The organism is Flagellimonas alvinocaridis (genome assembly GCF_965248585.1).
Lineage (GTDB): Bacteria > Bacteroidota > Bacteroidia > Flavobacteriales > Flavobacteriaceae > Flagellimonas > Flagellimonas alvinocaridis.
Genome location: NZ_OZ252111.1, coordinates 1,697,605 through 1,711,738 on the forward strand (window position 1 = coordinate 1,697,605; position 14,134 = coordinate 1,711,738).

Sequence of the window (14,134 nt, forward strand, 5' to 3'; positions counted from 1 at the left end):
GTGGCTGGGTTGTTTTTGAATTCGATTTTTAACATCTACCTTTGAAATTCTTAAATTTTATACCGGATGGCTGGGAATTCTTTTGGACAACTTTTTAGACTGACCACTTTTGGGGAATCACATGGTGTTGCCTTGGGCGGGGTCATTGATGGTTGCCCTGCAGGTGTTGAATTGGACTTGCAAATGATTCAGGAGGAGTTGGACAGGAGAAAGCCTGGGCAGTCGGCCATAGTTACCCAACGCAAAGAGCCAGATACGGTGGAGTTTTTTTCTGGTGTTTTTGAAGGAAAGACCACGGGAACACCTATTGGTTTTGCTATTCGGAATACCAATCAAAAATCCAAGGATTATTCTCACATCAAGGATTCATACCGCCCGTCCCATGCCGATTATGTCTATGATCGGAAATACGGCTTTCGTGACTATCGTGGAGGAGGTCGGAGCTCGGCCAGGGAAACAGCAAGTAGGGTAGTGGCTGGAGCCATCGCCAAGCAATTGTTGAAGGACATTAAGATTACGGCATATGTTTCCCAAGTTGGGGCGCTTAAGTTGGAGAAGAGCTATGATCAGCTCGATTTTTCCGTAATCGAATCCAATCCAGTGCGCTGTGCAGACATGGAAATGGCAAGTCGGATGGAAGAATACATCAAATCCATTAAAAAAGAAGGCGATACCATTGGTGGAGTGGTTACCTGTGTTATCCAAAATGTACCTATCGGTCTTGGAGAGCCTGTTTTTGATAAACTCCATGCCAAATTGGGGGAAGCTATGTTGTCCATCAACGCAGTGAAAGGTTTTGAATATGGTAGTGGGTTTGATGGTGTGAAGATGAAGGGCAGCGAACACAACGATGCTTATAATACGGACGGCACCACAAAAACCAATCGTAGCGGCGGCATCCAAGGTGGTATCAGCAATGGAATGGATATCTATTTCAGTGTAGCCTTTAAGCCTGTTGCCACGGTACTTCAGGCTTATGACACCATAAATAAAGAAGGGGAAAAAGTGACTACCCAGGGTAAAGGTAGGCACGACCCTTGTGTTGTTCCAAGAGCTGTTCCCATTGTGGAAGCTATGGCTGCTCTGGTCCTGGCAGATTATACGCTATTGGCCCGATCCAACAAAATCTAACCAGCTTTACGGCGTTTCCCATCAAAAATAGTATATTACTTTCCTAAAAAGTAAATATGCGTAAACTTGAACTGCACTGGCAAATCCTTATCGGTATGCTCTTGGGGATATTGTTTGGATTTGGAATGACCCTCGTGGACTGGGGAAATGATTTTGTTTCTGACTGGATCCAGCCTCTGGGAACCGTTTTTGTGAAACTGCTGAAGTTGATTGCCATTCCACTCATCATTGCTTCATTGGTGAAGGGGATTTCGGACCTCAAAGATATTTCCAAGTTTAAGAATATAGGTTTACGTACCATAGGCATCTACATCATCACAACTGTAGTGGCCATTAGCATTGGTTTAATATTGGTGAATACAGTACGCCCTGGAAAAGGGATTTCCCAAGAAACGGTAACCAAGCTTACCGAAACCTATGCGAATGATGCAGGGGTCACCTCCAAGTTGGAAGAAGCTTCGCGACAAAAGGACAGCGGTCCGTTGCAGTTTTTGGTAGACATGGTCCCGGATAATGCTCTGTCGGCCATGAGTGACAATAGCTTGATGCTACAGGTCATCTTTTTCACCATTTTCTTGGGGATTTCCATGTTATTGATAGGGGAAAAAAAGGCAAAACCCTTAAAGGATTTCTTTGATTCCCTCAATGATGTGGTCCTAAAAATGGTGGATTTGATCATGCTTACTGCTCCTTATGCTGTTTTTTCACTATTGGCGGCGGTTGTGGTCTCCTCGAGTGACCCTGATTTGTTATTGGCCCTATTGAAATATGCCGGTGTCGTGGTTTTGGGGCTTGCTCTTATGATAGTTTTTTACGCTGTTGTGGTATCTACTTTTACCAAGAAAAACCCTTTTTGGTTTTTAAAGGAAATAAGTCCGGCCCAACTTTTGGCTTTCTCTACCAGTTCCAGTGCCGCAACCCTGCCTGTAACTATGGAAAGAGTGGAAGAACACATTGGTGTGGATAAAGAAGTGTCCAGCTTTGTGTTGCCGGTAGGGGCTACCATCAATATGGATGGGACAAGTCTTTACCAAGGAGTCGCCGCTGTTTTCATTTCACAAGCTCTTGGCTTTGAACTCACTTTTGCCGATCAATTGACCATAGTGTTAACGGCTCTATTGGCCTCTATCGGTTCTGCCGCCGTACCTGGTGCGGGGATGGTAATGTTGGTGATTGTACTGGAATCAATCGGTTTCCCCGCAGATAAATTGGCCATAGGTCTAGCCTTGATATTTGCAGTGGATAGACCTTTGGATATGTGCAGAACTGTTGTGAACGTGACAGGTGATGCCACTGTTTCCATGGTGGTAGCCAAATCTGTTGATAAGCTCGGAGACCCACATGTTGAAGAATGGGACGACAATTACGATGAAGTAAAATAACAAAAACATACTGTGATGAACATCTGTTTTTTAATGTATCCGTGGGATCAGATCAATCCGGAAAACGATACCAGTTTGGCCTTGATCCATGAATGTGTAAGACGAAAGCACGGCGTGGCTTTGTGTACGCCGGCCAATTTAACCATTAGGAACAGTGTTACCAGCGCTTTTTGTACTGTGATCAATAGGCAGGAAAAGATTTCCAGTAGTCCGAAAACCTTCTACAAGCAGGCCAGTACGCGCGAAGAAATGCTTCCTTTGGCAGGATTTGATGTAATATTTATGCGAGCTAATCCTCCCTTGGATCCCCTGATGCTTAATTTTTTGGATTCCGTAAAGGATGATGTGTTCATTGTTAATTCACTGCAAGGATTGCGAGAGGCCAATAATAAGTTGTACACGGCCGCTTTTGGGGATAGCCATAGCAATATCATCCCAGCGACCCATGTGTCCAAAAACAAGAAATATCTAATCCAACAGATTAAAGCCTCAACTGCGGACAAGATGATTTTAAAGCCCTTGAACGGTTATGGGGGTTCTGGAGTAATCCTTATTGAAAAATCAGCTATGTCCAACATTAACTCGTTGTTGGATTTTTATGTAACCAACTCAGATGGAACTTCTAACTACGTCATACTTCAAGAATACATTCAAGGTGCGGACCAAGGGGATATCCGTATTTTACTGCTTAATGGAGAGCCCATTGGAGCTATGAGAAGGATACCTGGTTCGGATGATCATCGTTCCAATGTATCGGCCGGTGGTTCTGTGGCCAAGCACACCCTTACTAAACAGGAAAAGGCTTTGTGTAAGCAGATCGGTCCCAAATTGGTAAACGATGGACTCTACTTTGTGGGCATTGATGTAATCGGCGGTAAATTGGTGGAGGTGAATGTCATGTCCCCTGGAGGCATTACCTACATCAATAAAGCCTATAAAACCAAGGTGCAGACCAAGGTCATTGATTTTATCGAAAGTAAGGTTGTGGACAAGCTGACCGCTTTTGACCGTAGGTCACGTTTACGTAACGAAGTTGAAAATGCTTAGGTGCAGCATTGATGACATTATTCTTCGCATCAACAACGAAGAATGTTTTGAGGCCGTTTCTGAAGACTATTCCTTTACCCTAAAGATTGATGGGTATGTCCCTTACATCTGTGGTGCTGTTCATGATGGACACCAATTCAGAAAATCGCTGTGGGACAATTGTATGCATACTGAGTATGAACGATGGTACGAGGAAGACCCCTGCACCAAGCAAATGATACAATTCCATCCTATTGTAATTGCCGGGCGCGATAGTAGGTTCGAGTACGACCTGAACCGACCGGAAGAAACGGCAATCTATACCGATGCTTGGGGCAAACAGTTGTGGAAAACCCCTTTATCGGAAATCGAACGGGAGATAAGCCTTCAAAAACATCACAATTTTTACAAAGTGGTGCATGCTCTGGTCAACAAGCTGGAGTCCAAGTTCCCCAAGGTGTTGGTGTTTGATATGCACAGCTACAACTGGAAGCGCTGGGAACGGGAAGTGCCGGTTTGGAATTTGGGTACTTCCAATATTGACAATGAGCGATTTGGGGGATTGGCAGAACTGTGGAGAGAAAGATTACAGACGATTGAGCTTCCTCATGGAACACCGTCCACTTCAAAAATCAATGATACCTTCCAAGGGAATGGCCATTTTCTAAAATTTATAACCCACGAATTTAATAATACCTTAGTTTTGGCGACTGAAATCTCGAAAATCTATTGTGATGAGCATACCGGGATAATTTTTCCCGAAGTAGTTTGGGCCGTAGAGCGACAATTAAAGATTTTGATTCCTGAAATGGTAACTGCTTTTGAAAAGGCGAACGTATGATAGGAGAAAAGGAAACACAGCAATTGGCTAGGGAATATGGCGACCTATTTGAAATTGATGCCAATCTGGATCGTTTGGTAGGCCGTATTGAGCTGTTGAGCTATATTAACCCATTAAATATTGAAAAGGAGAAAAACCGCTTCTTTGCTTCAAAATACACCATTGAGCCCGAGTTTAAGTACCCCAAGCTTAAGTTCGACCCCTATAAATTGCATAGGCTGTTCTTCTCCCAGCGCTTAGAGCGAATCTCGGATGACAGAATCCGAAAATTGTACCAAGAGGTCATTTATTACTATTCCAACATGGTACAGTGCATAGAAACCATTGGTAAAGGCAAGAATTTTTATTACAACTCGCTTCGGGTTTATGGTACCCCAACCGAAAAAGATGTGCAAAATGCACGTTTCATTCTCCATTTTGGGGATGAACCCATGGTCTCGGATATGGAAAAAGTGTTTTCTGCTGAAGAGGCCCGTTCCTATTTTGAAGATTTTGTAAAGCAGTACGATTTTCCGTTGAATATTAAGTTCTCCACCAATATTGCTGCGGAGGCTATGGTGAGTAACAGTTCCCAGTCACTTTTGATCAAAAAGAACACCAAGTTCAGCAAGAATCAGTTATTGACTTTGGCCAACCATGAAATTGGTGTGCACTTGGTCACTACCTACAATGGTTTGCAACAGCCTTTGAAGATTTTTTCCAACGGTCTGCCCAAAAATGTAGAGACCCAGGAAGGATTGGCAGTTTTTAGTGAATATATGGGAGGGGCATTGACCTTAAAACGGTTAAAAGAATTGGCATACAGGGTGTTGGCCGCTGACAGTTTAATTAAGGGTTATTCTTTTGCGGACACTTTCGACTTGATTCATGGGCAATACAAGCTCAACCGGGATGATGCTTTTAGTATTACCCTCCGGGCTCATAGGGGAGGGGGCTTTACCAAAGACCGATTGTACCTCAGCGGGCTTCGGAAAATATACAAGCGCTATCAAAAAGAAGAGGGTATGGATGTGCTGCTCACTGGAAAAGTGTCGTTGGATTATGAGGAGACCATTCAATATCTGAAAAGTTTGGGCCTATCGCAGCCCATTGCCCACAAGAGTTATTCCTTTGACCAAAAATTGAACACCAACAAAACCTTGGATTTTATCCTGAACAACCTGAAATGACCTGTTCAAAATAGCAAATATTTTGACTTGCTAATATCATACCAACTTTATCCCATGTGCAGACCTCTCTTCTTTATACTACTACTGTTTTATAGTGTTCATACATTTTCCCAAGAGATTCCAAGTTTTGGTGAGAAAGGCAGTCATGAGTATTATGTTCTAAAGCTGAACAATGCAAAAGACACAGATTTTCAAAGAATATTGGGTCTTTATGATGCTTACATCGAAGCCCATCCAGAAGATGTGGTTTCATATTTGGAACGCTGTAAGTTTATTGGAAATTCATACTATGATGAGTATGAAGGGTACAATCTAAAATATGATGAAACCGAAGAATGTATAGCACAATTGTTCAGTAGGTTTCCGCACCATCCACAGGTTTTGATATACAGAGCGGAAAATCTTTATGGAGAAAAAAGGTTGGGTGTATTGGAACAAGCGGAAAGTGCCATTGAAGATAACCCCCTAGAGTGGTCACAAACTGAGCGCGCATCCATTAACAAAATGCTTGGCGACTATTATTATAGTGATGATAACAATCTTTTGGCATTGCGATACTACTACGAAGCCAAAAGTCAAGATGAACAGTTGGATTTGTCATACGATTTAGCATTGATCCACAAAGAACAGGACAATTTGGAACGGGCAAAATCAGAATTGCTCCACAGTTTGGATAAAGATACCACCATATGGACGTTGAGTAACAAGGCACAACTTCTAATAGATTTGGGTGAAACCAAAAAGGCACTTCGATTGTTTGATGAAGTAGGGAGAAAAGATTCAACGTTCATTGATAATGCAGAAATGGCCAAGGCAATGGTGGATTTGGAGAAATTTGATGTGGCCAGAACGTTCTTGATAAAAGATACTATCAATGAATGGAACAAAATATCCAAATTGCAGGCTTTGTTCAACCATGATTTAAAATACTCCTATCCGAAAACTGCACTAACTTCTTATCGTATACTCCAAGCAGAAAATGATTTGGACGATTTTCTTGCCATTAAAAGACTGCGACTTTTTCTTAAAGACCCTTTACTACCATGGAATTTCTCGGAGTTGTATCATTTATTTCTTTTGATACTTTCCATTTTAGTACTAGTACTGCTTCCCTATTTATGGGTTTTGCCCATATATAATTTTACCCAGTGGTACAATGGATGGAAGCAACGCCAGCCACAATCTCAATTGAACTTTAATTGGGGGCTAAAACATTTTTGGATTATAAGTTTCGTTTATCTAGTGGGCCAATACTTACTTTCCTTGATTTTTTATTATGAGGAAAGCATGAACGTCCTTTTTGATCTGACCATTGTCTATGAGGAACCTGTCGAGGACAAAACTCTTTTGGCCAATAGCATGATAGCCTATGTGGTCTTCATGGCCATTGGAACCCTTACTATTCTAAAAAAGGATGCTCTGAGGCCCATTTATAGTTCAAAGCTGTCTATATGGAGTTCTTTGGGACTAGGTGTTGTATTTTTTATCATCAACTTGACGATATTAAAAACGCTTAGACTTTTTGTGGATTTGGATCCTGTGGATTTATCCACTATGGTTTTAAATGCTACTGCCGAGATTGTGGCCATTTTAAAAACACACGGTTTCTTGGTAGGGGTTTTCATAGTTGCTCTTGTTGGACCTATCTACGAAGAAGTCATATTTAGGGGAGTGGTATTGGGCTCTATTGAAAAGCATCTTGGTTTTACAGGGGCAAATATCATACAGGCCTCAATGTTTGCCATGGTACATTTTAACTTCAAGATGTTCGTGTATTATTTCATTTTTGGATTGGTAACCGGATATTATGCAAAAAGGACTGGAGGGCTATTGACCGGCATTATCCTTCATATTGTAAATAACTTCTTTGTCTTGACCTTGGTCTATTTTTTGTTGAGAAACTCAATTTAAGATGGATTAACCCAAAAACTTTGCCTTTAGTTCAGGTGTGGGAATCATGCACGATTCTTCCTTTCCGAACCATTTGTAACGGTTACGGGCCACAAAGTCATAAATAGCATCTCTAATGGACTTGGGAATCCAAGTAAATATGGCCAGAAGAGCATAACCTCCACCAAAACTGCGACCAATTTCCAGTGCGGCATCCGATTTGGTATAGTACGCCTTGCCTGGCTCAATTAGGATAATGGAATCCACCACTTTGGTGTCAATGGAGCGCTCCTTCAATAATTTTTCACCTATCTCGCTTTGCAGGGCAGCATAGCGGAAAGCATCTTTCTTGTCCCGTTTGATCACAAACTGAACTGCGCCATTGCAAAGGTTGCAGACACCATCAAATAGGATTATTTTTTTGTTTTCTTCCACGGTACAAAGATACGAAGGTTTGGGATTTTTTAGTCGTCGTTTTTATCCTCATGTCGAAATAACGTTGCGGGCCTTATGGTCATTTCGAACTGACCGAAGGGAGCGTGAGAAATCTGTGTTTTGGTTTTCCGACACGAATTGCACCAATTTTCACGAACTGTAATAGGGGCTGTCATGTCGAGCGCAGTCGAGACATCAATGGGATTTCTCAATCGTCGTTTCCTCCTCATATCGAAATGACATACGGAGTCTTACAGGAAGGGTTTCACAAAAATGGCAATGAGGATATCCATAAAACCAGCCCCAATCGGGGACAACCAAAAATAATCGGCCAAGAAGAAGATAACCAAAACAAGTATGGGGGAAACCAAATCTACCCATACCGCTTTCTTGTGCTTTACCCAATCAAAGCCGAACAAAACCAAAGCGGGGAACATCTGTACCCCTTTGTTGAACAGTTGGCTTTCCTGTAGTTGCAGGTCAAAGGATACCCTAAAAATTGCAGCACTGGTGCACATTACCATACAGCCGAGCATCAGGCGCTTATGCAAAAAAGCTTTTTTTCGGTAGACAAATGCCAGAACAAACAAGATGTATGCAGAAAGTAACCGAAACACATTGTGTCCGGCTGCATCTACCGTATTGGTACCCGCATAGGCTTTGTAGACCACCGGAAAAAGACCCGTAGGTATCATGGCAGCCATGATCACTACACCCATTACGCCCAAGGCCATATGTGTTTTGTAGTTTTTAACCCGGATCAAAAACACCTGCGCAGCGTACAGTAAAACCCACAAAGTAAATGAAATTCCATGCACCACCAGATGAACGGGCAATGGTTCTGGGTTGTCAAAATATTTGGAGAGATAGAAAGAAGGGGCAAATCCCCAAAACACGATTAGGATAAACCAAATGGCCGAAAAGGCGAAATATTGATTTTCTGACGAGGCTTTCATATCCTACAATGGCTTGATTATGAAATAGCTGCTGGGGGAGACGGGCAAGTTCGTACATTCTAAGCGAATTACCAACAGTTATTTATAGACAGAAGCCTATGGCTCTTGACTTTCCGACCCGGATTGCACAAATGTTCACGAACTGTAATGGGCCTGTCATTTCGAACTGACCGAAGGGAGTGTGAGAAATCCACTTTTTTTTGGATTTCCGACACGAATTGCACCAATTTTCACGAACTGTAATAGGGGCTGTCATGTCGAGCGCAGTCGAGATATCAGTGGGATTTCTCGTCGTCCCGATTACCATCTGGACTCTGTCGAAATGACGTTCAGGGCCTCGTGGTCATTTCGAACTGACCGAAGGGAGCGTGAGAAATCTGCGTTTTGGTTTTCCGACACGAATTGCACCAATTTTCATGAACTGTAATAGGGGCTGTCATGTCGAGCGCAGTCGAGACATCAGTGGGATTTCTCAATCATCGTTTCCCTCCTCATGTTAAAATGTCCCTTGAGTAGGGACTATCATTCTATTTTTTTGGCTTCATGGTTGCCCCCTTGATGTAGGGTCAAACTGTTCACCTTCCCATTTTCATCCTTATTGAAAGTTAGCTTGATGTCCGCATTCACCAAACTGAATTTGTTCTCTTCAAATGGGATGATTTCATTTTTTCCCTGTCCGGTGGCTTGGGCGAACACCTTGTTATCTTCCTTGAAGATTGAGATGATGAAATTCGGGGCCAGTTCATATTTCCCAAGGTATGTGTCGGTAACGGAATCATCGAGCTCTATTTGGGTTATGGATGGAATGGGCGTATCGGTCCGTTTCAAATCCGAGTCATAACCCGTACTTTTTGCAGTGACTGAAACGATCTTATTGTTGGCATCCCGGATAAAATGAAGCGTGGTTACCCCACCACCATCAAAAAAGAACTTGTCTTTTTCAAAAGGGGATATTTTAAATTTACCTCCCCCGCTTCTCATGGAGAAAAGTTGTCCATCCTCATAGGTGATGATACGTTGGTTTTCCTTCTCAGGCCCATATACCGCCTCGTACCCTTTCATAACATCTTCCGATAGGGTTATCGGTGTCCAAGAAAAGGGCTTTCCAATGGCCGTTGCCGCCATTTTTGTGGCGATATCCCCGGGAGGGTTACAGTTGCAATTGGAAAACACGGCTACGAAAAGTTTCTCTGCAGGTAAGAACATGGAACTGGTCAAATACCCATTGATTCCCCCGCCGTGGGATATCATGGGGCTTCCTTGAATATTGCCAATGGCCCATCCATACCCATATCCGGTTTTTTCACCATTGTTTAGTTGGTAGGTAGATTGGGCCTCGATACGCGAAGCCTTGGAGATTACTTTGTCCTCCATGACCGCGCGATACCACTCGTAGAGATCATCTACCGTTGAAAGCAACGATCCTGCCGCATAGGGTTGTGTCATGCTCAGGAAATCGGCATTGATAATCTCACCATCCCTTCTGTCATACCCATACGCTCTATCCGTGATGATCCTCGAAGGTGAACCGTAATAGGAGTTGGTCATTTTCAGGGGTTTGAAAAAGGAGCTGTCAATATAGGTTTCATACGTTGTGCCGGAAACCACCTCGATGATATGGCCGAGGATAAAATAGGCTGAATTGTTGTACCGCCATTCTTCCCCTGGGTCAAAGTCCATGGGCTGGTCCTTGAAGAAATCAATCAATTCAATGGGCGTAAAGTCCTTTTTGCGGACTTCGGCATCCCAAGTTTCCATTCCGGTGTAGCTCTTGATTCCAGAAGTATGGGTCAGTAAATGTTTTATGGTGATTTGATGCCCGTGTGTAGGGTAGTCCTTGATATATGTTGTGATGTCGTCATCCAAACCCAATTTTCCTTCATCCCGAAGTTTCAAAATAGCGGCCGCAGTAAACTGTTTGGTGATGGACCCTATCCTGAAAACATTTTCGGGTTTCATTTTCACGCCAAGTTCCATGTTGGCCATTCCAAATGCCTTGCGGTACAATACCTTACCGTCTTTTACGACCAAGGCCACGGCACCGGGGCCATCGGCCTTGAAAACTTGGGTCATGAGCGAATCAAATTGCGCACTTGGGTTTTGGGGCAGGACAACTTGAAAAAAGAAGGCTGCAAGAATGGTAGTCAAGGTTTTTTTCATGATTGATGGATTTAATTCCCGTCTAGTTTTGGTATTAGTGCCCATAAGATACCATCTTTTGTTATTAGAATGTTCATTGGACAACTCAAAATACGTCAATCCCGGACGCAACGAACCGAGAGTCCACCAAGGGTTTTGACATCGTACCGGAACACTTTAGATTTGATGGACATGTCAGGGCCGCCATAACTGATGTCCCATCCCCATACTTTACCATTTACACCGGTAGGAGTGGACGACCACCAGAAAGCGAAATACCCCAAGACGTCATAACCATTGTTTCTGCGAATACCCGCCGGAAGCGCATTGAACCTACTGCTGTTGGTGCCATTTCCACCTTCTTTCCAGCCATTGGTGCTTTTTAGGGCTTCACCGGCCTTATCCATACCGCCAAATTGGTCTACCAGTAGGGACCATTCGGTATCCGTTGCCAAATGCCAATCGCAGGGGCAGGCTTTTATTGCTGCTTCCCAAGTGTAGAGCAGGCCCAGTTCTTTCCGGTTGTCCTCATTGTCCTCATACGCGTAACTGCCCGGCATTTTATAGTTGAGGTTTTGGGCCATCCAGGTATGGGTGTTACTCGTAGAAGCGTTTTTAAAACTGATGGTCGTATAGGTCTGGCCATCGCGCGGGTCCGTAAAGGTGCCTGTGGATTGTGCAATTCCCGCGCAGGCAAAAAGTAGGGTGTAAATTAAGATGAAAATGTGCTGTATCCTCATAGTGGGTCAGGTTTTGGTTTTACAGGGCCACAAGATATGACCTTGCGGGAGTGGGGGAATTATTCGACAGCCCCAATATACTTCATTACGAAAGGTTCAACTCTATTTTTTGGTACTTCTAATATGGTAAGAGTACCATCTTCCTTTAGTCTATGATGTTTTGCCTTTTCTGAAATATCATTCTCTTTTAAGTGATAAACGATTATATATCCATTAATAATTATTGAATAAGAAGTTGATTGCCCAATTTTGTGCCGTCTAGGTTGACCAATAAAAGTTGAGAAATTAGCAGCAGGGTCTAGCTTGGTAATAGTAATTATTGTGTCCAAGTCATTTCCAGAGTCTTCATTTAGAATTGCATACCTAATCTTTTCTCCATATGGACCTAAATTAACATCTCTATATTCATCTCTACTAGATATATTTGCTCGCCATAGAAGCGACAAAAGAAATAATTTGAATGAGCTGTAATTTATGTTGGACAATTCCAACACTTTTATATTGTCAATTGATTTAGAATAATGGCAACGAATTTTATCAGCATTGTTTAGCTTTTCATTGTAAAGCTTTGATGCATAGGTTTCATATTTCCCAATAATAGCATTGTCGCATTTTTCACATAAAAGTCCACCTTCATATGTTCCAGAAGATGGTCTAGAAATTCTAGGATTCTTTTTCAAGAGTTCTTTAGGATCAAAAGCAATCAACTTATGATGCTCATCGAACATATCTTTATGCAGAAATTCCGACATAATGTGGGATTTCTTAATTAAGTTTTTTTCTTGTTTGCAAAGCTTACAGATTGGTTTCGACATACAATTTGAATACAAAAATTAAAAGAGTTATTACATTACCAACTATAGTTTAACCCCTAAATATCCCCCGTTCCTTTCTTACAACCAACCCTTTAATCCAAACGATTTCAAAGAGTTATCAACTGCATTGCATTTAAAGTGTATATTTGCCCTGTCAACACATTTTAACAATCTCGCAATGCGAAAACTTCAAAATCGGTTTAAACAAAAGAAACTGGGAAGGCATACGGGTGCAAGTCCCGAGACCTATCTGAGCATTGCTTGGAATGTGTTGACGGTGACCTTCCCTCTTTGTTTAATTTTTAATCTTCTTACGTATGTCAACACGAGATGGTCAAAAAAACTGCCCACACTGCAAAGGTGGCGGTACCGAGGACACGGCGCCAAGCGCCCCAACACATGTTACTTTATTGAGCCCGGCCCAGTTAAAATTGCTGGAGTACACCCATTACCTGGATGCCCCGGAATTGGTCAAGGCCCTAAAATTGGTGCATGACACCACCCTGTACCATACCCATGAACCCTTGGATGAGGCGGAAAAGGATGCCCTTTTCAACATCAAGGGGCTGTGGGAGTGCCTGGAACAGATCACGGAGTGATTTTTAGGATTTAGGAGCTATGAATTAGGGGTCAGGAGGCTGGTGGTCATTTCGAACCCCTGTCCCGAGCTTGCGAGGGAGCTAAGGGAATGTGAGAAATCTATTTTTTTTTGGATTTCCGACACGAATTGCACAAATTATCACAGATTGTATTGGATCTGTCATGTCGAGCGCAGTCGAGACATCAGTGGGATTTCTCGTCGTCCCGATAGTCGTCGGGACTCTGTCGAAATGACCATGGAGGCACGGAAAATCTATTTCTCCCAATTTTTAAGTCGGTCAATGTATAAATAATCTTCCACAAATTGCCGATGCTCGGGACTGGTCATTTTTTCAACCAAATTCAATGCGGAAATATAACTGGTAAGGTTTCCGTTGGAGGAACTGAACTTTCCATCCTCCACAAAAGTGACGACACTATCGTCCTGGACCTTTAGATTGGGATAGTTCTCCTGTAATTCTTTTCCTCCGCCAATGTAGGTGACGATTTTATGGCCATCCGCAATCCCGGATTCCCCAATAAGTTGGGCTCCTGCACAATTGCTCACTATGTATTGGGTCTCCTCATTTTTCCTTTGGATGAACTCTATCATTTTTTTGTTGCGAACCTGGGCATACATATCGTAACCACTTGGAACAAATAATGCCGTGAGTTTGGGGCAGTTCTCAAAAGTATAGTCAGGTACAAAATGCATGCCTTCCTCGGTAGTGATAGGTCTTTCGGTCTCTGCTATGGTGATTACGTTAAAAAGCTGCTCCATATCTTGGTTCGGTTTTCCAAAAACATCCGATGTGGCTATGACCTCTCCCTGTAACACACCATTGAACATCAGGAGTCCTATAGTTGGCAACTCCGGGTTGAACGGTTTAAGGTGTTTGGTGAGTGTATCCGAGGGCACCTCCACATAATCCATTTGTCCAACCTCAGGGTTGGATTTTGATTTCTCGGTATTGCAGCTTAAAAGAATTGTGGCAAAGAATAGGGATGCAAGTAGTCCTAGATGTTTCATG

13 protein-coding genes are annotated in these 14,134 nt (G+C 42.8%); 7 read left to right on the forward strand and 6 right to left on the reverse strand.

All coding sequences use genetic code 11. The features are described from left to right. The first annotated feature begins 66 nt into the window (after window positions 1–66). The 6 genes from aroC to ACP14V_RS07790 are packed head-to-tail and all read left to right on the forward strand — an operon-like array spanning window position 67 to window position 7,460. Complete coding sequence (gene aroC / locus ACP14V_RS07765; RefSeq protein WP_272610046.1) at window positions 67–1,131, forward strand: chorismate synthase; 1,065 nt, start codon at window positions 67–69, stop codon at window positions 1,129–1,131. Window positions 1,132–1,187: 56 nt separating this feature from the next. Next, the gene (locus ACP14V_RS07770; RefSeq protein WP_136566944.1) at window positions 1,188–2,513 is read left to right on the forward strand and encodes a dicarboxylate/amino acid:cation symporter; all 1,326 of its coding nucleotides are present in this window, start codon (window positions 1,188–1,190) and stop codon (window positions 2,511–2,513) included. A 15-nt stretch (window positions 2,514–2,528) separates the two neighbouring features. Further along, window positions 2,529–3,560 (forward strand): glutathione synthase, encoded by a 1,032-nt coding sequence (gene gshB / locus ACP14V_RS07775; protein ID WP_272610300.1) that lies wholly within the window; start codon window positions 2,529–2,531, stop codon window positions 3,558–3,560. Further along, on the forward strand, window positions 3,553–4,380 hold the full coding sequence (locus ACP14V_RS07780) for an N-formylglutamate amidohydrolase (RefSeq protein ID WP_272610047.1): 828 nt from the start codon (window positions 3,553–3,555) through the stop codon (window positions 4,378–4,380). Before gshB ends, ACP14V_RS07780 begins: the two co-directional genes overlap by 8 nt. Then, a complete protein-coding gene (locus tag ACP14V_RS07785) occupies window positions 4,377–5,549 on the forward strand; it encodes a flavohemoglobin expression-modulating QEGLA motif protein (protein WP_272610048.1) in 1,173 nt (390 codons plus the stop codon). The genes ACP14V_RS07780 and ACP14V_RS07785 overlap by 4 nt, the downstream gene beginning before the upstream one ends. Before the next feature lie 54 nt (window positions 5,550–5,603). After that, a complete protein-coding gene (locus tag ACP14V_RS07790; protein WP_272610049.1) occupies window positions 5,604–7,460 on the forward strand; it encodes a CPBP family glutamic-type intramembrane protease in 1,857 nt (618 codons plus the stop codon). Between the two features lie 6 nt (window positions 7,461–7,466). Here the strand turns inward: ACP14V_RS07790 and ACP14V_RS07795 are convergent, their stop codons facing one another. From ACP14V_RS07795 to ACP14V_RS07815, 5 genes are all read right to left on the reverse strand, one after another. Beyond that, window positions 7,467–7,874 carry a thiol-disulfide oxidoreductase DCC family protein gene (locus ACP14V_RS07795; protein WP_272610050.1) on the reverse strand — a complete coding sequence of 136 codons (408 nt, stop codon included), beginning with the start codon at window positions 7,872–7,874 and terminating at the stop codon, window positions 7,467–7,469. 251 nt (window positions 7,875–8,125) lie between these two features. Further along, on the reverse strand, window positions 8,126–8,830 hold the full coding sequence (locus tag ACP14V_RS07800; RefSeq protein WP_272610051.1) for a hypothetical protein: 705 nt from the start codon (window positions 8,828–8,830) through the stop codon (window positions 8,126–8,128). Window positions 8,831–9,352: 522 nt separating this feature from the next. Further along, window positions 9,353–10,990, reverse strand: coding sequence for a serine hydrolase (locus ACP14V_RS07805; RefSeq protein ID WP_272610052.1), 1,638 nt, complete (start codon window positions 10,988–10,990; stop codon window positions 9,353–9,355). Between the two features lie 95 nt (window positions 10,991–11,085). Further along, entirely contained in the window at window positions 11,086–11,709 is a 624-nt protein-coding gene (locus ACP14V_RS07810; RefSeq protein WP_272610053.1) for an FISUMP domain-containing protein, read from the reverse strand. 59 nt (window positions 11,710–11,768) lie between these two features. Beyond that, entirely contained in the window at window positions 11,769–12,461 is a 693-nt protein-coding gene (locus tag ACP14V_RS07815; protein ID WP_272610054.1) for a hypothetical protein, read from the reverse strand. A gap of 380 nt (window positions 12,462–12,841) precedes the next feature. Here ACP14V_RS07815 and ACP14V_RS07820 point away from each other — a divergent pair, with 380 nt between their 5' ends. Continuing rightward, window positions 12,842–13,123, forward strand: a complete 282-nt coding sequence (locus ACP14V_RS07820) for a hypothetical protein (RefSeq protein WP_272610055.1) — start codon at window positions 12,842–12,844, stop codon at window positions 13,121–13,123. Between the two features lie 254 nt (window positions 13,124–13,377). Here ACP14V_RS07820 and ACP14V_RS07825 read toward each other — a convergent pair whose 3' ends face one another. After that, window positions 13,378–14,133, reverse strand: a complete 756-nt coding sequence (locus tag ACP14V_RS07825; RefSeq protein ID WP_272610056.1) for a DJ-1/PfpI family protein — start codon at window positions 14,131–14,133, stop codon at window positions 13,378–13,380. Window position 14,134: the final 1 nt, after the last annotated feature.